This window comes from Pseudoalteromonas sp. ABV4_021, from assembly GCF_056159365.1.
In genome coordinates this window covers 2101206-2125631 of sequence record NZ_JBSWVB010000001.1, presented here as the reverse complement: position 1 = coordinate 2125631, position 24426 = coordinate 2101206, and the positions used below count along the sequence as shown (strand labels likewise).

Here is a 24426-nt window from a genome sequence, read left to right as displayed (position 1 = left end):
ATTTGTTTAATGAAAAAAATAATAATCATCCTCACATTATTTCTAACCAGCATGTTTGCGGGCGATGCAACATCGGCAGAGCTTGATAAAAGTGCGCCCGACTTTACATTAAAGGCGTTAAGCGGTGAGAACATGCGCTTGAAAGAGCTAAGTGGTCAGGTTGTGCTGATTAACTTTTGGGCGAGTTGGTGCGGTCCGTGCCGTAAAGAAATGCCATTACTTGACGAGTTACACGCTAAATACAGCGATTTAGGCTTTACTGTGCTTGGCGTTAATGTGGAACAGCAAAACCAAAAGGCAAAAGAGTTTATTAATGAACTAAATGTGTCTTTTCCAATTTTGCTTGATGAGCAAAATACCGTTAGCAAGCTTTACGATGTAGAAGCCATGCCAACAACGGTTGTGATTGACCGCAATAGCAACTTACGCTACGTCCATTATGGTTATCAGGCTGGCGATGAAAAACTCTATAAGAAAATGGTTAAGGCATTGATCCGTGAATAAGTTAATTGCGATTTGTTTTACTTTATTGCTAACCGGCTGTGCTGCAACAGATGGCTTTGAGCCGTGGGTAAAACCGTATGAGCGTGAAAATCTTGCACAACCGGTTATGCAGTGGCAGCTCGATGCAGTTGAATCGGGTTACATTCACCATGTTTATCAATCACGGGAAGGCGCAAAGGGTGCAGAAGGTACATCAGGTGGTGGCTGTGGCTGTAACTAATCTATTTAAATACCTTGCTGCGAGCTTTATGTTCGTGAGTTTAAGTATTTGCGCGGCGGTATTACCGGAAGATCGCGTTGATGCTATGTACCATAGTTATGATGGTGGCGGCATGAGTATTGACGGCCCGTCGATTTTAATTCGTAAAAAAGTCTCCAAAGCGGTATCGGTTTCGGCTAATTATTATGTGGACTCGGTAAGTTCGGCATCGATTGATGTATTGGCAACGGCCAGCCCTTATAAAGAAGAACGTGACGAGCAATCGGTTGGCGTTGATTTTCTAAATGAAAAAACGTTGTTTTCACTTGGTTACAGTCAATCGCAAGAAAATGATTACGACGCAAAAAGCTACAAATTGGCTGTTAGTCAGAGCTTTTTTGGTGATTTATCTGTGCTCAGTTTGAGCTATGCCCAAGGCGACGATATTGTAATGCAAAACGGCAATGCGCTTTTTAATGAAAAAGTGAAGCGCGCCAACTATGCATTGTCTTGGTCTCAAGTGGCGAGCAAAAACTGGACCTTTGATTTCAATATTGAGGCGATTACCGAACAGGGCTATTTAAATAACCCGTACCGCTCATACCGCTATCGTGATGACACCGCTGCACTTGGCTACAGCTACGCTACCGAGATTTACCCTGAAACTCGCACCAGCAATGCAGCAGCACTTAGAACCCGTTATTTTTTGCCAATCAACGCCGCACTATACGGTGAAGTTCGTTATTTTAGTGATACTTGGGGCATAGCTGCCAGTAACTATAAGCTCGGTTACAGTCAGGCGTTATATGATAATTGGTTAATTGATTTTCATGTGCGCCATTACACGCAAAGCAAAGCCGACTTTTATCAAGATATGTTTGATAGAAAAGATCAGTTTAACTTTATGGCACGTGATAAAGAAATGAGTTCTTTCAATGATTTAACCATAGGTCTCAAAGCGCGCTATTTACATACTTTTGATCGTTCCAGCGTGATAAAAAGTGCCAGCGTAAACTTTGCTTGGGATCATATTCGTTTTGACTATGACGATTTTAGAAACGTGCTACAAACGGATAATCCGGGGCAAGAAGATTTTTATAGTTTCTCAGCAAATGTGCTAAGGGCTTATGTGTCGCTTTGGTACTAGGGAAAAGTAACAATGAAAACCAAACTAAAAAATACCTTAATTATGTTGTGCACTGTGCTTAGCCTTAATGTGTACAGCGTTGATAATAAGCCACTTAGCGAGCAAATTGAAAACTTAAAACAGCAAGCAATTGCGCTCAATCGAGATCTATTTATTTTAGAAGAAGATTTACTTTATCCACCGGCGACGCAAATTGCATTTTATGTGGCTACGGACGCCAGTGAACTGTTCACAATTGACTCAATTAAACTCATGGTTGATGACGAGTTAGCAACTCATTATTTATATACCGAAAAGCAAGTTAATGCGCTTGCTAAAGGTGGGGTACATCGTTTGTACCAAGGTAACGTGAAACAAGGTGAGCACCAACTTACTGCTTATGTTATTGGTAAAGGGCCGCAAGGTCGCGATATTAAACGTGCAGCCACATTAACCTTTAATAAAGATGATGAGGCAAAAGCAATTGAGCTGGTGATCAGCGCGAACAGCGCGAAAGAGCAAGCCGATTTCACTATTCGAGAAATTGAGTAAGTCATGAGAACCTTGGTTGTTACCACATTGCTTGCGTTAGCCGTCAAGGCGTATGCTGAACCCAATTCCACGCAACAAGCAGCTGTAAGTGACGAGAATTATGGTGTTGCGTTGTACCAGCTTTACCAGCAAAACTACCAGCAAGCACTCACCGAATTTGCTATTGCAGATGCCAGAGGTGGCATTGAACATCAAGGGGTTGATGCTCGAGTTGTAAAAGCCGGCGCTGCATTTTCATATGGCTTGCATATGACGGCAGCACGTGACTTTAAAGCATTGCTGAGTGAGCAAGACCAAGACTTACTGAATTACGCTAAATTACAGTTAGCGCGGGTTTATTTTGCAAATAACGACGCAAAGCTCGCACAGCAAACGCTAACAGAAATTACACCTCCAACAAAAGATATGGCGTGGCATAACACCTTTTACTATTTACAAGGACGACTTGGTTTAGCACTTAGTAACCCTGAACAGGCAAATGCTGCGTTATCGCAGCTGCCCGTTGAAAGCAAATTACATCACTACCTTGCCCATAACATACTGGTTGGTTCACCAAGCAATCAAGATGCGGCGCTGGCATTATTAACATTGCCAGAATTAGACCAAGAACAGCATGCATTACTTGATAGAAGTTTTCTCGCTTTAGGTTATGCCGCTTTAGAAAATGACCAAGCAACGCATGCCGAACAGGCATTTTCGCAAGTGTCGCAGCAGTCGCTTTGGTTTAACGAAGCTTTATACGGATTAGCTGCGAGCTTATTAATGCAGCAGCAATACGCCAAAGCCTTGGCGGCACTGAATGTTATTATTGAATCAACAAGCGGAGATGTGTTTGCGAAGCAGCAGGCATTAACCGCTAAAGCACATGTGTTTGTTAGTACTGAACGTTTTGCACTCGCTGTTGATGCCATAAATGCCGCAGAGCAGCAATTTGTCGCCTTTAATACGCGCATAGATACGGTGAATAAACAGGTCAATAATACGGCATGGCTGCGCGATACATTACAAAATGACACTGCGCTTAAAGGTTACATGGATATACTCCATGTTGGATTATTAAGTGATGATTTTGATGCAAAACGCCATGCGCTTTTTGAGTTAACAGAATTAGCGTCGCAATTTAATGTGCAACAGCGTCAGCTCACCAATTATGCTGCGCTATTGCAAGAAAAGGCAGCCCGTAAAAATCGCATTATCCAAGCTACTAATTTAACAAACTACTTATCTGATTTGCGCCAGCAACAGCACCAGTTGCAAGTGTTAAAAGCATCATTAAATAAGGCTAAAAATACTCGCAGTGGCTTGTTAAATAAAACAGAACTACAAGCGCAAAAGCGTATTTTATCAGCCCAACATAAAATTGATTTACTCAAATCGTCTCGCAATACTGCATCGCAACAAGCGCGTTTAGAACGCTTAAAAGGTATTTTAGTATGGCAGCAAGATTATCAGTTTGACGAGCGCTACCAAGTGCATAAGCAGCAACTTGCACAAGCGCAATCGATGCTAGATAAAGCACAGTCGCAATATAATAACAGCCAAGCATTAATTGAGTTGCAATGGGACTTCAATGCGCTCAATGAACGGTTAGCAAAAACGCAGCAACACTTGGCATTAAACCAACAAAGTGTAAATACCCTGATTAATAAGCAAGTCGCTGAAATTCAACAGTTACTGTTGGACGACCTAAAGACATCATCACAATTTTTAGCCGATGACCAATTTAAGTTAAAAGTGATGCGCAGTATCGCGCTTGAAGCGCTAGCAATGCAGGCAGACAGTAAAGGTGATGCTTTATGAAGCGCTTAACTGTGAGTGTGTTGTCATTGAGTTTGACCGCGTGTTTTTTAACAGAGCCGGAACCGGCTAAACGTAATACGTTGGGACAACTCGACTTAGCGGCAGAGTTACCGCAAACCAGGGTGACTGAAGCCGCACCTACACCTGAGCAACTTGCTGCTGCATATCAAGAAATTGTCGCGCTTGCACCTAAAGCAAGTGCACGACAACAAGCTAATAGCCGCTTAGCCCAGTTAAGCTTAGAACAACAGCAACTCGCGCAAGAACAAGGTGTAACGCAAGATTCTGGTTACTTTGATAATACGGTTAATCAGTATTTGGCGTTGTTGGCAAACTCTGAAGCACTAGAGGGGCGAGATGAGGTACTTTATCAATTAGCCAAAGCGTATTTCTTACAAGGGGATCAGCAAGCGGCATTTGACGTGACGAGCGAACTGATCCGCGATTATCCTAACTTTGCCCATAATGAAGAGCTGATTTTCCGCCAAGGCGAATACATGTTTAATCAAAAGCAGTATGAGCAAGCGAAAAATCGTTACCTAACGCTGGTTGAGAGTTACCCTGACTCGCCACTTGCTAGTACATCGCGCTATATGTTGGCATGGTCAGATTTTAAACTGTTTAACTATCAAGCATCGCTTAATAGCTTTACGCAAGTACTTAGTCTTGCCCTTGAACAAGATGGCGAGACGGTGCTAAATATCGAGCAGCTTAATAATAGCGACCGTTATTTAGTAGCGGATACACTGCGTATTATGAGTGTGATTTTCTCGTATAGCGATTTTGAACAAGATCCGGTTTCTCATTATCAGCAGTACGGTTGGCAAGCCTTTAGCTTTATGAATTTTGACTCGCTGGCAAATTACTATATCGAGCAAAAACGCTATCTTGATGCGGCCAAAACCTATCAGAGCTTTATTACCACATCGCCAGAGCCAAACCACAAAGTAGATTTTGCCTTGGCGCAAATGTCGGTGTTTAAAAAAGCGAACTTTAAATCATTACTAACGGATTATGAGCAGCAGTTTATTCGCGAATTTGGTGTTGGCAGCACCTACTTAGCTACTGAGCCAACAGATGCACATTATGTCGCGTTAAAAACCCTTGAAAAGAAATACGCAGATCGCAGTTATTATCAAGGGCAACAACTTGCTAAGCAAAATGAAAGCGCGATTACTGCGTTTAGCACTGCCGCTTTAGGTTATCGACGTTATCTCAACACCTTGCAACTAAAGCAACAAGGCGATATCGACAGCCATTACTTGTTAGCTGAAAGTTTGTATCAAAGTCAGCAATGGCAAAAAGCGTTATCTGAGTATCAAACAATTGCCTATTCAGCAGAGCCGAACAAATACCAAAGTGATGCAGGGTTTGCCGTTGTATCAATTTACAAGACACAGCTTGCTAATAAACAAAAATCGCAACGCGATGATGTAACGCAACATGAATTTGTAGTTGAAGTCGTTGATAACTGGCTTAAGTTTGCAACCACGTTTAGCACGCACAAATCGGCAAGTACTGTTGTATTACAAGCGTTTAATTTATTGTTTGAACGTCAAATGTATGATGTTTTGCTAACTAAGTTCGCGCATGTTAAACAGTTTAGTTTATCTGAATCTGAAATGTATCAAGCGCAGCTGCTAGCAGCGCACAGTCATTACAATTTACAAGACTATGCCAGCGCCGAGAGTGCTTACAAGCAGTTGTTAGCAAAGTCATCAGAGCAAGCATCGTTAGTGCGCGAAAATCTTGCACAAAGTATGATTAAGCAGGCCGAAGCAGTGGCGGCGACCAATCCGCAGCTCGCAGCAGATAAATACATTGCGCTGTTAACCTTGTTGCCATCCACATTGTACCGTGAGCAAGTACAATACAATTTAACGCAATACCTCATATCGTTGCAGTTATTTAGTCAAGCGAGCAATTGGGTCGACGATTTTATTACGCGTTATCCAACGTCAAAAAATATTGAGTCGCTGCAAACGCAAAAAATAGCGATTTATAAAAATACACAGCAAGGGGATAAGCTGGTCGCGCAGTACGCCTATCTTGCAACGAGCCACAGTGATGAAAATACGCGTCGTATTTCGCTCTATCAAAGCGCTGAGCATTATCGCAATATGGGCGATATTGAAAATGCGCGTCTGCAGTTTCGTACATACGCTCACCGCTACCCAACACCATTTGCACAAAACCTGCAGGCAAAAGTGGAACTGGCAAATATTTATCAAAAACAAAATAAAGCCAGTGAACGTCGCTTTTGGTTAAACAAAATTATCGCCGCTTATAAAGTTGCACCCGAGAGTGAACTCACTTGGGCTAAAACCGAGGCTGCCAAAGCAACCGAGGTCTTTGCTAACGATGCGTTTTATGTTTACCAAAAAAGTAAATTAACCGTACCGCTAAAAACAAGTTTAGCGCGCAAGCGTAAACATATGGCTGTGGCGCTAGAGCGTTATCAACAGTTGGCAGATTACGCACTTGGCCAGTACTCCACGCAAGCGAATTTTAAGATTGCACAAATCTACCACCTTATGGCGCAAGATATTATGTCGTCAGAAAGGCCAAAGCACCTTAAAGATCTTGCGTTAGAACAGTACGAGTTGTTACTTGAAGAGCAAGCGATACCCTTTGAAGATCAGGCAATAGAACTGTACGCACGCAATAATCAATTACTGCATTCAGGTCTTTATGACGAATGGATCAAAAAAACGCTCACCGCGTTAGCAAAGCTAATGCCAGCGCGCTTTGCTAAAAAGGAAGTTGAGCCTGGAGAAAATCATGCAATTTATTAAGCTTTTTTCTATTAAGCGCTGTGGCTTGTTGGTCTTGCTGTTTTCGTTAGCTGCGTGTCAAACAGCCCCAGAAACTATTAAACAAGCAGAACAAACTGCCGAAGCAAACGAAGTGCAGGTACCCTTAACCGAGAAAGAAAAATTACTGCAAGCGCCTAACTATTACCTGCAAACAAGCGCATCGGATGATGCAAAGGCCGCGTTCGAAAAAGCGCTTAACTACAAAAAAGAGGGAAAATTGGCGCTTGCGAAGCAGCATTTCACTAACCTTACCTTGCAATATCCAAATCTGTCTGGCGCGTATTTGCAATTAGCGTACATGGCAAAACAAGCAGAGCAAAGCACCCAGTATTTAGAATATTTAGAGGCGGCAGTAAACGCTAACAAATACAATTACTACGCGGCAAATGAACTGGCGTTATTAAAGCGCGAACAGGGCGAATTTCGCGAGGCGCTTGCGCTTTATGATTCGGCAATCGCAAGTTGGCCGGGATTTGCAGCAAGTTATATCAATAAAGGCATTTTGCTAGATCTTTACTTAGATCAAAAAGAACAAGCGGTAGCGGTGTATAACACATACTTAAAGCTTGTTCCTGAAGAGTCTCAAAGCTATCGTCAAGTTGCGACATGGCTTGTGGATTTAGAGCACCAACTTAAACAACGCGGAGCAAACGAAAATGGCTAGATACTTAAGTGTTTTATTGCTCTTTTTTGCTGTGCATTCGGTGGCAAAAGAAACACCAAAAGAGCAATCTACTCAAAGCAAAAAAATTGAACTACAAACAACCATATCGGGCTCACAAGAAGAGCCAAAGTTTATGTCAATTTTACCATGGCAAGACTTGTCACGAGTGACACTACCCAAGCCAAAATTAACGATTAGGCCGCGTCATAAAATTACCGCAATCGACCCTGCAAAGTTACATCGTCAGATTGCGTTTCATACATCACAAAATAAAAACAATAACCAATAATTAACGGTTACATTTGGAGTTTAAAATGGAAAGTTTCGATACTGTTGTCAGATTTTTTCAAGATGGTGGTAGCTTTATGTTACCGATTGCAATCGTGTTAGCGATTGGGCTGGCGATTGCCCTAGAGCGCTTTTTTGTGCTGACGGGTGCTAAGTTAGCTAATCAAAAAGCCTTTAAACAGCTAATGCCTCAATTAGCGAAAGGCGATTATAAGCAAGTGCTTAATCAAAAAAGTAACGCAGGCGTTGCTAAAATTATCTCGTCTGGCCTTGAGCGTATTGAGCACACTCAGCGCCGAGAAGAAATTGAATATGCGATGGAAGAGCAAGTACTTGAACTAATGCCGCGCCTTGAAAAGCGCACCGCTTATTTAGCTACGCTTGCCAATATTGCTACCTTGCTTGGTTTATTAGGCACCATTATCGGCTTGATTGCGGCCTTTTCGGCGGTTGCTGATGCCGATCCTGCAGAAAAAGCGTCATTGCTTTCGGCAAGTATCTCAGTTGCAATGAATACCACAGCGTTTGGTCTGATTGCTGCAATTCCACTGCTACTTTGTCACTCAGTATTACAAACAAAAACAACCGAAATTATTGATGGCTTGGAAATGGCGGGCGTAAAGTGTCTTAATTTATTAACCAAGCAAAATCTCGTTTCGCAAAAAACACGTCAAACAGATTAAGGGGACGACTATGTTTCGCCGCAAGTTGCCAAATAGGCAAGATGCTGAGCTGGATATTACGTCATTTATGAGTTTGATGATTGTGCTTGTGCCTGTGTTGCTGATGATGATGGTGTTTTCGCACATCACCGTGATGCAGTTAAAATTACCACCATTATTAGCAAATCAAAGTGCTGAGCAGCTCAAAGAAAAAGAACTGCAACTTGAAGTAACTAATGATGCAATCACAATTTACTACCCAGCTGGTGCACCGCTTAAACAGTTTTCCAAGCAAGATGAAACGTATCCATTTGATCAAGTTCAGCTCGCGCTTAAAGACGTAAAAAATCTATTGCTTGAAAAAGGGGTGGATAAAAAAGACATCACCTTGTTAATTGCCGAAGACGTTGATTACCAAACCTTGATTACAACGATGGAAACGGTTCGTAGTTATCAAGCCGTCGTTGTTGCGTCAGTGGTTGATGCTGAGTTGTTTCCAGATATCGCCTTAGGTGATGCGTTGGTGGAGGCGTTATGAAAAAATCAGTAAGAGCACTTCGTATGGAGCGCCATCATCGCAGAGCAAATCAGCAAGCTAAGTTGAGCCTAGTCTCTCTGATGGATATTTTTACGATTTTAGTATTTTTCTTAATTGTTAATTCATCAACGGTACAAGTGCTTGATGCAAATAAAAATATTGATTTACCTAAAGCATCAAAACAAGCACTCGCAGAAGAAACCTTGGTACTGATGGTGAGTAACAAAGCGCTTATCTTGCAAGGGCAATTGATTGCTGACTTAAATAATTTAGATAACGCCAGCGAAGAGATATTTTCGCCACTTGAAAATGCGCTTAAAGTGCATGCAGAATCAATCGAAGCGGTTGACAATATGCGTCCGCTAACCATTATGGCTGACGGCAAAATTGCCTATCATCGTTTAAAGAAGATTATGCAAACCTGCCAGCAAGCAGGGTTTGGTGATTTATCTTTGGCTGTAGAGCAAGTGGCAGAAAAAAGCGGTGGTGAGCAATTATGACAAGCGCCACAGTGAATACCCATTTTGAGCTTTATAACAACTCAGACAATCGCTTATTTACCCGCTTAACGTACGGCTTTTTGGTTTGTACATTAGTGTTTGCTGTGATTGTTAAAATTACCGAACTTCCGGAGTTAACGAAAGCACAAAAAGCCAAAATACCGCCTAGTTTAACCCGGGTGATTGAGCGCGTTAAAGTTGAGCCTAAGCCTGAAAAGCCGAAGCCTGAAGTTAAGCCCATCGAGCAAAAGCCCGAGCCGGTGAAAGAAGTAAAGCCAGAAGTCAAAGCTGAAGTTAAACCTAAAACACCGACCAAACGAGCGCTTGAAAAAGCGAAGGACGAAGCCAGCCGTGCAGGGCTTGTTGCATTAGCGGATGATTTAGCCGCGCTGCGTGATGATTTTAAATTGACGCCATCAACGCAACCGGTAACTAAGGCTCAAGCAACGCGTAAAACGGTTAAAAGTGAAGACGTGAGCGTAAAAGCGAATGCCGCACAACCATTGAATATTGCCGAACAAAAGCAAGCAAAAGCGAATGTACAAGCGCTTGCCGATAAATCGCTGGTGGCGTTAGGAGATGAAGTCGTGGCTGAAACAGGAGGTTATCAAAGTGATGTAACCGCCAGTGAAAGCATTAGTGAAGAAGCGTTAGAGCAGCGTAAAGTCGAAGCCATTCGTGCAGTACTTGATAAAAACCAAGGGGCCTTTTACACCCTTTATCGCCGTGCTTTACGTAAAAATCCAAGTTTACAGGGTAAAGTAACGGTTGAGATTGTGGTTGCTGGAAATGGCCAAGTTAAGGATTGCCAAATCTTATCTAGTGACTTGAACGATGCGGAACTCGAGCGAAAATTGGTTAATCGTATTCGTATGATCAATTTTGGCTCTGAGTTGGTGTCTGAAACTAAACTCAATTATTCGTTTAATTTCTTACCATTCTAACGCATTAAGTTTCAAACTTAAGTCTTTGTAAAATTAGCGTGTTGCTCTTTATAAATGGTGTAAAGAGCAATGCGTTTTTTGTTATCTGCCTACCTATTTATATTTTTCTTACAAGAAAGTGAACCAACTGACGGTCTATTACTTATATTAGGAGCTGTTTCGGTCTTTGCTAAAATAAGTAAAGGCCTTTTTGTGTTTGAACTTCCACAGTTGAAAATGTGAAAAATGCACAAATATAAACGTACACGCTAGTGCGGCTAAATGCCTAGTGTTACAATATTACAAACTATTCGTTGGAAATGTCGTGGCTGAAGTAAGAGCAAGAGTCCAGCTCAAAGTTGGCAAAGAAAGTAACATCCCTGCAGAAATCGTCTCATTTCATGGTTTGCTAGATGGTGAAGAGCATGTTGCTTTAATTTTTAACAATGCGGATAAAGAACACAACCCGTTAGTGCGTATGCACTCAGAGTGTTTAACCGGTGATGTGTTTCATTCATCACGTTGTGATTGTGGCGAACAACTTGAAGAGTGCATTCATACCATGCACCAGCAAGGCGGAATTATTTTATACCTTCGCCAAGAAGGTCGTGGTATTGGTTTATACAATAAAATTGATGCATACGTACTGCAATCGCAAGGTATGAATACCTATGAAGCGAATAATCACTTAGGGTTTGCCGACGATTTACGTGAATTTAGAGATGCGGCTTTAATGCTCACTGCATTGGGTGTAGATAAAGTAAAATTGATGACGAACAATCCACGCAAGATCAAAGAATTGACAGAAGCGGGTATTGAAGTTGCAGAGCAAGTAGGCACTTCTGCACACGTAAAAGATGGAAACGAAGCCTATTTGGCAGCAAAAGTTTCACGTGGTTCACATATGCTGGATTTAACGCAAGTAAAAAAGTAGCATAGGCATATCGTGTTGATTTATTAACGCTCCATTTTATGGAGCGTTTTCATTTATAAGAAAATAAAATGGCAGTAGAAATACGTATTTTTAAGGCGAAAGCAGGACTAAATTGGTTTAAAGCAGGGTGGGAGTTATTCAAAGCTCAGCCGGGTACCTTTATTTTAATGCACTTGTTTATTGGTGTGTTGTCGTTAATTGCTTTGGTGGCGCCTATTTTTCAATTACCAGCCGCGCTTGCGATGCCATTTTTTACAGCAGGCTTTTATCGTGCCATGCTCAATCGTCAGCAAGGTAAGCAAATTGCGTTTACCGACCTGTTTGATGTATTTAGCGAAGCAGGGCGCCGTTTAATGCTGTTTCGCTTAGGTTTGTATCACCTGTTTGGTGGTTTCATATTAGCCCTTTTAACGACTACCCTGTTCCAAGGCCTGAGCGAACCAATTAATGCTTATTTGCAGGCAGTAGAGTCACAGAATGTTGATTTAGTGCAACTGCACGCACAGCAGGTGATTGATAGCATTCAAATATCTAATATTATTGTTTTAGTTGCGGCTTATTCGCTGTATACCATGTGTTTTGCTTTCACTATACCTTTGGTTTACTTCTCTAAAAACAACAGTATTTTAGAGTGTATTAAAGCAAGCCTATTCGTGTTTTGGCACAATATGGCAGCACTGGGTGTATTTGGTGCAATTTCAACAGGGCTTATCTTGTTTGCAGCGTTTCTGTCGTTTATCCCACTGTTATTCATTTTACCTATTCTGTACGCTGGATTTTTTGTGTCTTTTCAAGCGATGTTTATGTCAGCCATGGTTGAGCAAACAACATCACAAAACAGTGACGACACCCCGAGCGATAATCACGATAGATTTGATGCTTAATGACCGAAAAAGAACAAGCAAAATTAAAAAACTATGTGCTTTGGTTATTGTCTCGACAAGAGTATTCCAAAGCACAAATCGCCAAAAAATTAACTAGCCGTTGCGAAGATACAAGGTTTATTGAAGAGCTAATTGCATGGTGCGAAGAATATGGCTTTATTGATGACGTGCGTTACGCTGAAAGTTTTGTACGACGCCAAATAAATAAAGGTTTAGGATTGATGCGTATTAAAAATGAAGCGTATCAAAAAGGAGTCAATGCAGACCTAGTACAAACTATTGTCGAAGAATTAGAAATAGACTGGTATCTGCAGGCCCAATCCGCATATAATAAGAAATTCGCTTATACAAGTAGTTCCCTCGATTTTAAAGAAAAAGCGAAGCGCATTCGCTATATGATTTATCGAGGTTTTAATCATGAACAAATTGAATTTGCAATGCAAACAAGTCCGTCAAACGAATGAGAGGTAGCATGCAGCATATGACGACCGCGGAAATCCGCAACGCGTTTCTAAATTATTTCGCATCAGAACAACACCAAGTGGTGCCATCAAGTTCATTGGTACCAGGTAACGATCCTACTTTACTATTTACCAATGCCGGTATGGTGCAGTTTAAAGATGTATTCTTAGGTGGCGAGCGCCGTCCATACAACCGTGCAACAAGTTCGCAGCGCTGTGTACGTGCCGGTGGTAAGCATAACGATTTAGAAAACGTAGGTTATACTGCACGTCACCATACCTTCTTTGAAATGTTAGGTAACTTCAGCTTTGGTAACTACTTTAAGCAAGATGCAATTAAGTTTGCATGGCACTTCTTAACTGATGTAATCAAGTTGCCAAAAGAAAAGCTGTTAGTAACGGTTTATCACACCGATGATGAAGCGTTTGATATCTGGCACAAAGAGATGGGACTTGCTGAAGACAAAATTATCCGCATTGATACGGCTGATAACTTCTGGTCGATGGGTGACACAGGTCCTTGTGGCCCATGTTCTGAAATTTTCTACGATCACGGTGAAGAAATTTGGGGTGGTCCTCCGGGCAGTCCAGAAGAAGACGGTGACCGTTTTATCGAGATCTGGAACCTAGTATTCATGCAATACAACCGTCATGCTGACGGTACACTGGAACCATTACCGAGCCAATCTGTTGATACAGGTATGGGCCTTGAGCGTATCTCCGCGATTATGCAGGGCGTTCACTCAAACTACGAAATCGATATTTTCCAAAACTTAATTAAAGCTGCGGCTGCGGTTACTAATGCGCAAGATTTAGAAGATAAATCATTACGCGTTATTGCAGACCATATTCGTTCGTGTGCGTTTTTAATTGCCGATGGTGTGATGCCGTCAAACGAAGGTCGTGGTTATGTATTGCGTCGTATTATTCGTCGCGCAGTGCGTCACGGTAATAAATTAGGTGCAACTGAAACCTTCTTCCATAAGTTAGTTGCGGCACTTGCAACTGAAATGGGTGAAGCGTACCCAGAACTAATCAAGCAACAAGCGATTATCGAAAAAGTGCTTCGTATTGAAGAAGAGCAATTCGGTAAAACCCTTGACCGTGGTCTAGCTATTCTAGAAGAAAGCTTAAAAGGTCTTAAAGGCGACGTGATCCCAGGTGATCTTGTATTTAAGCTTTACGATACTTATGGTTTCCCAGCCGATTTAACCGCTGACGTTGCGCGTGAACGCTTTATGACAATTGATGAGCGTGGCTTCCAAGAAGCAATGGAAGTGCAACGTAAACAAGCGCAGCAAGCGGGTAAATTTGGCGCTGATTACAACGACCAATTAAAGTCAGAGAAAACCACCGAATTTAAAGGCTACGATAGCGAGCAGTACACAGGTACTGTGGTAGAGCTATTTAGCGGTGCGGATGCCGTATCTGTGTTAGAGGATGGTCAGCAAGGTATTGTTGTACTCGACCGCACACCTTTCTATGCTGAAAGTGGTGGTCAGGTTGGCGACACAGGTATTTTAAAAGTTGCTAATGGCGAATTTATTGTTGAAGACACTACTAAGCTTGGTAATGCATTTGCGCACAAAGGTAAAGTAGTTGGTCGCATTGGTATCAATGATCGTGTTGATGCGCAAGTCGATGCATCGCGTCGTGATAACACTAAGAAAAACCACACTGCAACGCACCTATTACACGAAGCGCTTCGTGTTGTGCTTGGCGAGCATGTAACGCAAAAAGGTTCATTAAATGATCCTGAGCGTTTACGTTTTGACTTTTCACACTTTGAAGCAGTAACGAAAGAAGAGTTACAACGCATTGAAGATATGGTGAACCTAGAGATCCGTAAAAACATTGATCTAAATACTGAGTTAATGGCAATTGATGCTGCGAAAGAAAAAGGCGCAATGGCATTATTCGGTGAAAAATACGATGACGAAGTACGCGTAGTGAGCATTGGTGATTTCTCAATTGAACTATGTGGTGGTACACACGTTAAGCGCACCGGCGACATCGGTCTATTCAAGATTGTGTCGGAAGGTGGTATTGCAGCAGGTGTTCGTCGTATTGAAGCGGTGACAGGTGAAGGTGCCGTTGCATACATTAACAAACAAGCAGAAACGCTGTCTGCAATCGCTGCGTTAGTGAAAGGCGATGGCAACAATGTGCTAGACAAAGTATCAGCATTAGTTGAGCGTGCGAAAGGTCTTGAAAAAGAAATTGCACAACTTAACGATAAACTTGCCAGCGCTGCGGGCGCGTCATTACTTGATGCGGTTGTAGATGTTAATGGTGTTAAGTTACTCGTTGCTAACGTTGAGGGCACTGAGTCTAAAGCGCTACGTGGCATGGTTGATGATCTTAAGAACAAACTCGGTTCTGGCATTATCGCGTTAGGTGTTGCAAATGGCGAAAAAGTAAGCCTAATTGCCGGTGTAACAAAAGACTTAACGGGTCAGTTCAAAGCGGGTGAGCTTGTAAACCACATGGCATCGCAAGTTGGCGGTAAAGGTGGCGGTCGTCCAGATATGGCGCAAGCAGGCGGTTCACAACCTGAAAACTTAAGCTCGGCACTTGAAAGTGTAAACGCTTGGGTGAGTGAGCGCGCTTAAACTTGGCGTTATTAGTTAAAAAGTTTGGCGGCACTTCAGTTGGTTCTATAGAGCGTATTGAAGCTGTCGCTGACCTTGTTGTACGTTCTAAACAGCAAGGGCATCAAATTGTCGTAGTGGTGTCGGCAATGTCCGGCGAAACCAACCGTTTAATTAACCTCGCAAATCAAATTGATTCCAATCCAAGTTCTCGCGAACTCGATGTACTGCTAACTACCGGTGAGCAAGTCTCAGTGGCGCTTCTTGCCATGGCGATTATCAAACGTGGTCATTCTGCGATTAGCTTACTCGCTGATCAGGCAGGTATTATGACGGATAATCTATTTGGTAAAGCGCGTATTCAGATGATCCCGCCAAAGCGTTTGAATCAGGAACTCGAGCAAGGTCGCATTGTGATCCTTGCGGGATTTCAAGGGCGTGATATCGAAGGAAATATCACTACGCTTGGCCGCGGAGGCACGGACACCACAGCGGTAGAAGTGGCAGCAGCAATTAACGCTGATGAATGCCAAATTTATACTGATGTAAATGGTGTTTATACAACCGATCCACGCATTGAGCCAAAAGCAAAACGAATGGATTATGTTACCTTTGAAGAAATGCTGGAGCTTGCTAGCTTAGGTGCAAAAGTACTGCAAATTCGTTCAGTGGAAGCTGCTGGCAGGCATAACCTACCTTTACGTGTGCTTTCAACATTTGAGCCGGATCACGGAACACTGATTAGTTATGAGGAAAACCCTATGAATTCTAAAGTAGTTTCAGGCATCGCGTTTAGTAAAGATGAAGTACTCATTAAAGTGCATAATTTGGATAATACGCCTGAGCAACTCGCTGAATTATTAGAAGTATTCTCTGATAATAATATAGAAATTGACATGATCAGTAATTTTTCCTGCAAAGGCGATAAAGTCGGCTATGCTTTAACTGTACATGCAGTCGATTCGCAGTTGGCAGAAAAGTTAATTAAACAAAATCTTACAACTCTTAATGCGGATTCAGTTACAGTTAATGAAACTGTTGCTAAGATTTCTATAGTTGGCATAGGAATGAAATCTAATGCTGGGGTAGCAGGAAGGCTATTTCGTGCATTAGCGAATGAAAATATTAACGTTCAACTTATTTCAACATCGGAGATAAAAGTCTCAGTTTTAGTAGATGAGAAGTACCTAGAATTGGGAGTTAGAGCTTTACATAGTGCTTTTTCTTTAGACCAGTAAAAGTTTCTAACTTTTTGAATAATATTCATGTAAAATGGAATTGATACGGAATCTTTAAACTTTGGATATTTAGGAGCAAAGAATGCTAATTTTGACTCGTCGCGTAGGTGAAACCCTAATGATTGGGGATGAAGTTACAGTTACTGTACTTGGCGTAAAAGGAAATCAAGTACGTATTGGTGTTAATGCACCAAAAGATGTTTCAGTACATCGTGAAGAAATTTATATGCGTATTCAAGCTGAGAAAGCAGGTGCTGAACCAGGCAACGAATAGTTTAAAGCAGAATTTTAAGAGCCAGCATTTTATGCTGGCTTTTTTTGTTTTTATTGTATTGTCAGAGCCTTGTGGGCTGATATGATGTATACAATTTTAACAATCAGACAGAACGCTATGATCAAACAAACTTCTCTCGCGTTTGCTGTAGGCCTAGCACTAACAGGCTGTATGGATACGCAAACAACTACACAAAAAACATCAGTCGAACAACCGGCAGCAGAGCAATCAGCTCAAATTTCAGAAAATCAAAAACTAAATCAACTGGTAGAAACTTACTTTGATGAAGCGTTAGCATTCTCACCTGTGTCAGGTACTTATGTCGGAGAGTCTCAGTACAATAATCAGTGGAGCCCGGCAATTAATGCAGAGAACAGAGCAAAAGCCACTGCATTTACTAAAAAGTATCAGGCTAAACTTGCTGAAATTGACGCATCAAAACTAACAGGGCAAGACCTACTAAGTTATCAAATTTTCAAGCGCGATTTAGCACTATCACTTGAAGCGGAGCAATTCCCTAGTTACTTAATTCCCATTGATCAAATGGCGGGTCAGCATAACACCTTTGCCAGCCTTGGCTCGGGTAAAAGTGCGCAACCGTTTTCTACTAAAGCCCAGTTTGACGATTTTATTGGCCGTGCAAATGGTTTTGTAACTTGGCTTGAAAGTGTTGAAGCAAATATGCGCGAAGGAATGAAGCAAAATGTGACTTTGCCGCAAGTACTAGCCAAAAAACTACTGCCACAATTCCAAGCGCACGTTGTATCGGATCATACGCAAAGTGTTTTTTGGATGCCTGTGACTGAAATGTCAGACAGTATTCCTGCAAAAGATAAAGCGCAAATCGAAGAAGACTATCAAGCGCTTATTCTGAACACGCTTGTACCAGCATACGCAAAAATGGCTAAATTCTTAGAGCAAGAATACATTCCAGCTGCAAACGAGAAAGTAGGCTATGCAAACTTACCAAATGGTAAAGCTTGGTACGAGTTCTTAATTAAACAACACACCACGCTTGATTTAAATGCCGATGAAATTCACGAAATTGGTTTGAGTGAAGTAGAGCGCATTTTAAATGAAATGAAAGGCGTGAAAGAAGCTGTTGGCTTTGAAGGTGATTTAGCGGCGTTTTTTGTTCATTTACGTGATAGTGATGAGTTCTATTACGATAAACCGGAAGACCTTGTAAAAGCGTATGAAGATGTAAAAGTTAAGATTGATGCTAAGTTGCCAAAACTCTTCGATATTGCGCCTAAGGCAGATTACGTAGTTAAACCAGTAGAAGCATTTAGAGCGGCATCTGCTGCGGGCGCTTCTTACCAAGCCCCAGCACCAGATGGTTCAAGACCGGGTGTGTTTTACATCAATACACATAACCTAAAAGCGCAGCCTAAGTTTTTACTTGAAACGCTCTCTATTCACGAGGCAGCGCCTGGCCACCATTTCCAAATTGCATTACAACAAGAAGTAGAAGGTTTACCTCGCTTTAGAAAATTTGGTGGCTACACCGTGTTTGCTGAAGGTTGGGCACTGTATGCGGAAAGTTTAGGTAAAGAGCTGGGCTTATTTACTGACCCTTACATGTGGTACGGACGTTTAGTTGATGAGCAATTACGTGCGATGCGCCTGGTATTAGATACCGGTTTCCATGCCAAAGGTTGGACACGTGAGCAGGGTATTGAATACATGAAAGCAAATTCATCTATGGCTGAAAGTGACATTATTTCAGAAGTTGAGCGTTATATCGGTTGGCCTGGTCAAGCGCTATCATACAAGTTGGGTGAATTTAAAATCCGCGAGCTTCGTGAAAAAGCAAAAGCAGCGCTTGGTGACAAATTTGATATTAAAGCGTTCCATACACAAATTTTAATTGATGGTGCACTGCCAATGCCGATTTTAGAAGCTAAACTAGATAGCTGGATTGAAAGTGTAAAATAGGCAAATTTAAGTAGCAGTTTCGGCTGCTACTTAAGACAAAAACTTGTATATTCTAGCCGCCTTAGCTACAAAAATAAGCAAACTGCATATTCTGTGAACGAACAGAAAAAATATGACTAAAATTGTTTGACTTATTTTCAATAGGCTTTAATATACGCACCCACAAGACGGAGAGGTGGCCGAGTGGCCGAAGGCGCTCCCCTGCTAAGGGAGTATAGGGTTTGTAGCCCTATCGAGGGTTCGAATCCCTCCTTCTCCGCCATGTCTTGTACGAGCTCGTAGAACAATTGGATAGTTTATCTAGGTTAAGTTGGCTACGAACAAGGTTCGTGTACATCAGAGTAAGATGTAAAAACTAAAAATTTCGGACGCGTAGCTCAGCTGGATAGAGTACCTGGCTACGAACCAGGCGGTCGGAGGTTCGAATCCTCCCGCGTCCGCCACTTTACTAAAGTGGTTAAATAAATAGTCATCGGCTAAGATGTAAAGTTAGAAATATCACGGACGCGTAGCTCAGCTGGATAGAGTACCTGGCTACGAACCAGGCGGTCGGAGGTTCGAATCCTCCCGCGTCCGCCACTTTACTAAAGTGGTTAAATAAATAGTCATCAGCTAAGATGTAAAATTAGAAATATCGCGGACGCGTAGCTCAGCTGGATAGAGTACCTGGCTACGAACCAGGCGGTCGGAGGTTCGAATCCTCCCGCGTCCGCCACTTCTTCTGAAGTGACAACAACCGACAAAAGTCGGTTTTTTTGTCTCTATGATTTAATAGATACAAAACATCAGAGTGAGATGTAAACACTAACATATATTGCGGACGCGTAGCTCAGCTGGATAGAGTACCTGGCTACGAACCAGGCGGTCGGAGGTTCGAATCCTCCCGCGTCCGCCACTTCTTCTGAAGTGACATAAACCGACGAGAGTCGGTTTTTTTGTGCCTAAAATTCAATAGTAGCTTAAGTAAATAGCTAGATATGAACTCTGATATATAATGCGGACGCTTAGCTCAGCTGGATAGAGTACTTGGCTACAAACTAGTCGGTCAGAGGTTCACTCTTTTTAGGTGAAGAAGTTCCGCGTCCGCCACTTCTTTTGAAGTGACAACAACCGATGAAAGTCGGTTTTTTTGTGCCTAAAATTCAATGAACCTATACTGCTAACGCGCAGCCCAGTTGGGTAGAGTAGCCTTGCTACAAACCAGGCGGTCGGAGGTTCACACTTCTTAGGTGAAGAAGTCCCGCGTCCGCCACTTCTTTTGAAGTGACATAAGCCATTGAGCGTCGGTTTTTTGTGCCTAAAATTCAATGAATCTATACTGCAAACGCGTAGCTCAGCTGGATAGAGTACCTGGCTACAAACCAGACGGTCAGAGGTTCCCTCTTATAGGTAAATAAGTCCCGCATCTACCACTTCTTTTGAAGCGACATCAACCGACAAAAGTCGGTTTTTTTGTGCCTGAAATTCAATGAATCTATACTGCAAACGCGTAGTTCAGCTGGATAGAGTACCTGGCTATGAACCAGACGGTCGGAGGTTCACTAAGCAAGTAAAGCGGGCGAAATTTGATTTAAGTAGTACTAACCAACTTGGAGTGGTTGCCGATAGGCGAAATCCAGTTATTCTATTTCTCAACTCTCAACTCTCAACTCTCAACTCTCAACTCTCAACTCTCAACTCTCAACTCTCAACTCTCAACTCTCAGTCCAGCCACAAACATATCTGGCTAAATTGCCTATTTTGAAACGCTTTTCATTGTTACTTTACGTTAACGTAAAGTGTACTTTTAAATTTGAATAACCATTCTTATCGAACAGTATAAGTTAGAACATAAAAATTGGTCTTACCAATTTCATGTGTTATGTCTAGAATAACTCATTCTGATTAGATTGATTTGATTATAACGTTAGGTATTTAATTTCTATTGCCTAGCTAGTTAAGCGTGACTAATCATGGAGCAAAATAAGTCATGAAATAAGCTCATGTTTGTCATCTTTTTAGCCTATTGTTAATGGACTGTTTAATAATGTATAGTGTTGTGAATTGGTTTTACCAATTGACAACTAAGTTTAAGTGATCAATATTGATTACCAATTTTGAATAGTTATTAAAAATATTTAACTAAAAATTCTTGATTGAGGTGGGGAATGGACGTATCAGGATTGCTGTTAGAGGCGGCTGTTTTAATGTTAACAGGTATGGTGGTGGTATTTGTCTTTTTGACGATACTGATCTTTACCATCAAAGCAATGTCTAAAGTACTTGCGAATTTTCAAACGCCTGAGGTAACGCCAAATCCAGTTAAATTATCTGGGAATCAAGTACCAACAAGCCACGTAGCTGCGATTGCCGCGGCAGTTAAGCAATACCGCGAAAAGCAATAATAAGAAGGGGCCAAATCATGTCACAACTAAAATTAACAGAATTAGTACTGCGCGATGCACACCAGTCATTACTCGCGACCCGTTTACGCTTGGAAGATATGTTACCAATTGCTGAAAAGCTAGATAAAGTAGGTTATTGGTCAATGGAATCGTGGGGCGGGGCGACGTTTGACGCATGTATTCGTTATTTAGGTGAAGATCCTTGGCACCGCATTCGTGCGTTAAAAGCGGCAATGCCGAATACTAAACAACAAATGTTGCTTCGTGGTCAAAACTTATTAGGTTACCGTCATTATGCTGATGATGTGGTAGAACGTTTTGTTGAACGAGCACATAAAAACGGTGTCGACGTTTTTCGTATTTTTGATGCAATGAATGATGTGCGTAATTTAGAAACCGCTATTAAATCAGCGGTAAAAGTAGGCGCACATGCACAAGGTACAATCTCATACACAGTTAGCCCTGTGCACAATCTTCAAATGTGGCTTGACCAAGCAAAGCAATTGGAAGATTTAGGCGTTCATTCTATTTGTATTAAAGATATGGCGGGTTTGCTCAATCCGTATGATGCGGAAAAACTGATCACCGGATTAAAAGAGACTGTTGCAGTGCCTATTGCAATGCAATGTCACGCAACTACCGGACTAAGCACCGCAACGTATCAAAAAGCAATTGATGCTGGTATTGATATGCTTGATACAGCAATTTCAAGTATGAGTATGACCTATGGTCACAGCGCTACTGAAACGATTGTATCAATCGTTGAAAACACAGAGCGTGCAACAGGCCTTGATATGAATTTACTGGAAGAAATTGCTGCGTACTTTAGAGACGTACGTAAGAAATACGCTAATTTCGAAGGCAGTCTAAAAGGCGTTGATGGCCGTATTTTGTTAGCGCAAGTGCCAGGTGGCATGTTAACAAATATGGAAAATCAGCTGAAAGAACAAGGCGCTGACGATAAATTAGACGATGTATTGTTGGAAATTCCTAAAGTACGTGAAGATCTTGGCTTTTTACCGCTTGTTACACCTACATCGCAAATTGTTGGTACCCAAGCAGTGTTAAATGTACTTACTGGTGAACGTTACAAGTCAATCACCAAAGAGACCGCTGGCGTGCTTAAAGGCGAATACGGTTCTACGCCTGCGCCAGTAAATAAAGAATTGCAAGAGCGTGTACTTGATGGCGCAGAGCCAATCACGTGTCGTCCTGCAGATCAAATTGAACCAGAACTCAGTAAATTAGAGCAAGAGCTTGATGAAATTGCACAAAAAGATAACTTAGATTTAGCCGATGATGCGATTGATGATGTATTAACGTATGCATTATTCCCGCAAATTGGTTTGAAATATCTGAAAAACCGCAATAACCCTGAGGCATTTGAGCCAGCACCAAGTAATGAGCCATTACCTACTGAGCAGGTACCTGCACCAAAACCAAGCGGTAAAACAGAGCATTACAGCATTAGTGTTGATGGTAAAGTGTATGCAGTAAGTGTTGCACCAAGTGGTGAACTTACCAATATTCAGCCAGCACCAAGTGCATCAAGCCAACACACTGACGTATTACCGCAATCAACCTCTGTTGATGCCGCTGAAACGCTAAATTCTCCACTGTCTGGTAATATTTTTAAAGTGAATGCCAAGCCAGGTCAACAAGTGGCTAAAGGCGACGTTGTGATCATTATGGAAGCCATGAAAATGGAAACTGAAGTTCGCGCAGCTAAAGACGGCACTATCGCAGAAATATTTGTATCTGAAGGGGATTCAGTAGCAACTGGCGAACCTTTATTGTCGCTAGCGTAAAGGTTGGAGAGTTGTAATGGAAAGCTTAATGACCTTATGGCAAGCCACGGGTATTGCCAACTTAGAACTTCCTCAGCTGATTATGATGCTGGTTGGCGCATTGTTGCTGTATCTTGCAATTGTACGTAACTTCGAGCCTTTGTTATTGGTGCCAATTGGCTTCGGGGCAATCTTAACTAACATTCCGCTAGCAGGTTTATCAGAAGCCGGTGGGTTACTCTACTACGTGTATAAAATTGGTATTGATTCAGGGGTGTTCCCGCTGCTTATTTTTATGGGCGTAGGTGCGCTTACTGACTTTAGTGCATTGATTGCTAACCCTAAAATGTTGCTGTTAGGCGCAGCGGCGCAATTTGGTATTTTTGCCACATTATTTGGCGCGATTTTCTTAAACTACATTCCTGGCTTTGAATTTACGCTACAAGATGCATCGGCAATTGCCATTATTGGTGGTGCAGATGGTCCAACGGCTATCTTCTTAGCGTCTAAACTTGCCCCTGATCTGTTGGGTGCAATTGCTGTTGCTGCGTATTCTTACATGGCGTTAGTGCCAATTATTCAACCACCAATTATGAAGCTGTTTACCACAGAAGAAGAGCGCAATATTGAAATGCCACAGTTACGCCATGTTAGCAAAGCGGAAAAAGTGATATTTCCATTATTAGTACTAGTGCTTATTGCCATGTTCTTGCCAGCAGCTGCACCACTTGTGGGTATGTTTTGTTTAGGTAACTTAATGCGTGAGTCGGGTGTGGTTGATCGTTTGAGCAAAACAGCGCAAAACGAGCTGATTAATATTACAACGATATTCCTTGGCTTAGCTGTTGGTTCAAAGCTTGCGGCTGATCAGTTTTTAACGGTTGAAACCTTAGGTATCTTAGCACTTGGCGCGGTCGCGTTTGGTATTGGTACGGGTTCAGGCGTTCTGATGGCAAAGGCAATGAATAAATTCAGTAAAACACCTATCAATCCATTAGTTGGTGCAGCGGGAGTATCAGCTGTACCAATGGCTGCGCGTGTAGTTAATAAAGTTGGTTTAGAAGCAAACCCACATAACTTTTTACTCATGCATGCTATGGGTCCAAATGTGGCAGGCGTATTAGGCAGTGCAGTTGCTGCCGGTATATTACTTGCCATGGTGGGATAAGTTTCATCGTAGAGCTCAACCAGCTCATTTTGCGGCCGTTAATTCGGCCGCTTTTTTATCTTCACTTTTCTCGGTACAATCACTCATAAAGCTAATATATTGGATTGTTTTAATGAATGTTTTTATTTTGTTGATTGCGCTTTTCGTGGCATTAATCGTGATTATTCCCTTAATTGAGAAATCAGGTGTACGCTT

General features: G+C 42.0%; 22 protein-coding genes and 5 tRNA genes. All 27 read left to right on the top strand.

Going from position 1 to position 24426, the window contains the following annotated elements:
* The first annotated feature begins 9 nt into the window (after positions 1-9).
* The 27 genes from ACXAFE_RS09940 (at position 10) to ACXAFE_RS09810 (ending at position 24231) form a co-directional block, all read left to right on the top strand.
* Positions 10-504 carry a TlpA family protein disulfide reductase gene (locus ACXAFE_RS09940; protein WP_475151851.1) on the top strand — a complete coding sequence of 165 codons (495 nt, stop codon included), beginning with the start codon at positions 10-12 and terminating at the stop codon, positions 502-504.
* A complete protein-coding gene (locus ACXAFE_RS09935) occupies positions 497-724 on the top strand; it encodes a DUF4266 domain-containing protein (protein ID WP_475151849.1) in 228 nt (75 codons plus the stop codon). The genes ACXAFE_RS09940 and ACXAFE_RS09935 overlap by 8 nt, the downstream gene beginning before the upstream one ends.
* Positions 711-1850: a DUF3570 domain-containing protein gene (locus ACXAFE_RS09930; protein ID WP_475151846.1), complete on the top strand. Its 1140-nt coding sequence runs from the start codon at positions 711-713 to the stop codon at positions 1848-1850. Before ACXAFE_RS09935 ends, ACXAFE_RS09930 begins: the two co-directional genes overlap by 14 nt.
* 12 nt (positions 1851-1862) lie before the next feature.
* Positions 1863-2381: a hypothetical protein gene (locus tag ACXAFE_RS09925; RefSeq protein WP_475151842.1), complete on the top strand. Its 519-nt coding sequence runs from the start codon at positions 1863-1865 to the stop codon at positions 2379-2381.
* A 3-nt stretch (positions 2382-2384) separates the two neighbouring features.
* Positions 2385-4181: a hypothetical protein gene (locus tag ACXAFE_RS09920; RefSeq protein ID WP_475151839.1), complete on the top strand. Its 1797-nt coding sequence runs from the start codon at positions 2385-2387 to the stop codon at positions 4179-4181.
* Complete coding sequence (locus ACXAFE_RS09915; RefSeq protein ID WP_475151836.1) at positions 4178-6976, top strand: tetratricopeptide repeat protein; 2799 nt, start codon at positions 4178-4180, stop codon at positions 6974-6976. The genes ACXAFE_RS09920 and ACXAFE_RS09915 overlap by 4 nt, the downstream gene beginning before the upstream one ends.
* Positions 6963-7661, top strand: a complete 699-nt coding sequence (locus ACXAFE_RS09910) for a tetratricopeptide repeat protein (protein ID WP_475151832.1) — start codon at positions 6963-6965, stop codon at positions 7659-7661. Before ACXAFE_RS09915 ends, ACXAFE_RS09910 begins: the two co-directional genes overlap by 14 nt.
* Positions 7654-7950, top strand: coding sequence for a hypothetical protein (locus ACXAFE_RS09905; RefSeq protein ID WP_475151831.1), 297 nt, complete (start codon positions 7654-7656; stop codon positions 7948-7950). The genes ACXAFE_RS09910 and ACXAFE_RS09905 overlap by 8 nt, the downstream gene beginning before the upstream one ends.
* A 25-nt stretch (positions 7951-7975) precedes the next feature.
* Positions 7976-8632 carry a MotA/TolQ/ExbB proton channel family protein gene (locus tag ACXAFE_RS09900; protein WP_100913818.1) on the top strand — a complete coding sequence of 219 codons (657 nt, stop codon included), beginning with the start codon at positions 7976-7978 and terminating at the stop codon, positions 8630-8632.
* 10 nt (positions 8633-8642) lie between these two features.
* On the top strand, positions 8643-9149 hold the full coding sequence (locus tag ACXAFE_RS09895) for an ExbD/TolR family protein (protein ID WP_138630099.1): 507 nt from the start codon (positions 8643-8645) through the stop codon (positions 9147-9149).
* Positions 9146-9649 (top strand): ExbD/TolR family protein, encoded by a 504-nt coding sequence (locus tag ACXAFE_RS09890; RefSeq protein WP_475151826.1) that lies wholly within the window; start codon positions 9146-9148, stop codon positions 9647-9649. The genes ACXAFE_RS09895 and ACXAFE_RS09890 overlap by 4 nt, the downstream gene beginning before the upstream one ends.
* Positions 9646-10593 (top strand): AgmX/PglI C-terminal domain-containing protein, encoded by a 948-nt coding sequence (locus ACXAFE_RS09885; RefSeq protein WP_475151825.1) that lies wholly within the window; start codon positions 9646-9648, stop codon positions 10591-10593. Before ACXAFE_RS09890 ends, ACXAFE_RS09885 begins: the two co-directional genes overlap by 4 nt.
* A 304-nt stretch (positions 10594-10897) precedes the next feature.
* Complete coding sequence (locus tag ACXAFE_RS09880) at positions 10898-11506, top strand: GTP cyclohydrolase II (protein WP_010559595.1); 609 nt, start codon at positions 10898-10900, stop codon at positions 11504-11506.
* Positions 11507-11574: 68 nt separating this feature from the next.
* Positions 11575-12390 (top strand): BPSS1780 family membrane protein, encoded by an 816-nt coding sequence (locus ACXAFE_RS09875; RefSeq protein WP_475151824.1) that lies wholly within the window; start codon positions 11575-11577, stop codon positions 12388-12390.
* Positions 12390-12854 (top strand): regulatory protein RecX, encoded by a 465-nt coding sequence (locus ACXAFE_RS09870; protein ID WP_475151822.1) that lies wholly within the window; start codon positions 12390-12392, stop codon positions 12852-12854. Before ACXAFE_RS09875 ends, ACXAFE_RS09870 begins: the two co-directional genes overlap by 1 nt.
* 8 nt (positions 12855-12862) lie before the next feature.
* Complete coding sequence (gene alaS / locus ACXAFE_RS09865) at positions 12863-15463, top strand: alanine--tRNA ligase (RefSeq protein ID WP_475151820.1); 2601 nt, start codon at positions 12863-12865, stop codon at positions 15461-15463.
* Between the two features lie 2 nt (positions 15464-15465).
* The gene (locus tag ACXAFE_RS09860) at positions 15466-16680 is read left to right on the top strand and encodes an aspartate kinase (protein WP_475151819.1); all 1215 of its coding nucleotides are present in this window, start codon (positions 15466-15468) and stop codon (positions 16678-16680) included.
* Positions 16681-16762: 82 nt separating this feature from the next.
* The gene (csrA, locus tag ACXAFE_RS09855; RefSeq protein WP_010559600.1) at positions 16763-16954 is read left to right on the top strand and encodes a carbon storage regulator CsrA; all 192 of its coding nucleotides are present in this window, start codon (positions 16763-16765) and stop codon (positions 16952-16954) included.
* 117 nt (positions 16955-17071) lie between these two features.
* A complete protein-coding gene (locus ACXAFE_RS09850) occupies positions 17072-18892 on the top strand; it encodes a DUF885 domain-containing protein (protein WP_475151815.1) in 1821 nt (606 codons plus the stop codon).
* Positions 18893-19061: 169 nt separating this feature from the next.
* Positions 19062-19154, top strand: a tRNA-Ser gene (locus tag ACXAFE_RS09845).
* A 104-nt stretch (positions 19155-19258) separates the two neighbouring features.
* Positions 19259-19335, top strand: a tRNA-Arg gene (locus tag ACXAFE_RS09840).
* Positions 19336-19394: 59 nt separating this feature from the next.
* Positions 19395-19471, top strand: a tRNA-Arg gene (locus ACXAFE_RS09835).
* A 59-nt stretch (positions 19472-19530) separates the two neighbouring features.
* Positions 19531-19607 (top strand) — tRNA-Arg (locus ACXAFE_RS09830).
* Positions 19608-19710: 103 nt separating this feature from the next.
* Positions 19711-19787: transfer RNA gene (locus ACXAFE_RS09825), tRNA-Arg, on the top strand.
* Between the two features lie 1252 nt (positions 19788-21039).
* A complete protein-coding gene (locus ACXAFE_RS09820) occupies positions 21040-21276 on the top strand; it encodes an OadG family protein (RefSeq protein WP_105171778.1) in 237 nt (78 codons plus the stop codon).
* Positions 21277-21293: 17 nt separating this feature from the next.
* Entirely contained in the window at positions 21294-23084 is a 1791-nt protein-coding gene (gene oadA, locus ACXAFE_RS09815) for a sodium-extruding oxaloacetate decarboxylase subunit alpha (protein ID WP_475151814.1), read from the top strand.
* A gap of 16 nt (positions 23085-23100) precedes the next feature.
* Entirely contained in the window at positions 23101-24231 is a 1131-nt protein-coding gene (locus ACXAFE_RS09810; protein WP_054981336.1) for a sodium ion-translocating decarboxylase subunit beta, read from the top strand.
* The last annotated feature ends 195 nt before the right edge of the window (positions 24232-24426 follow it).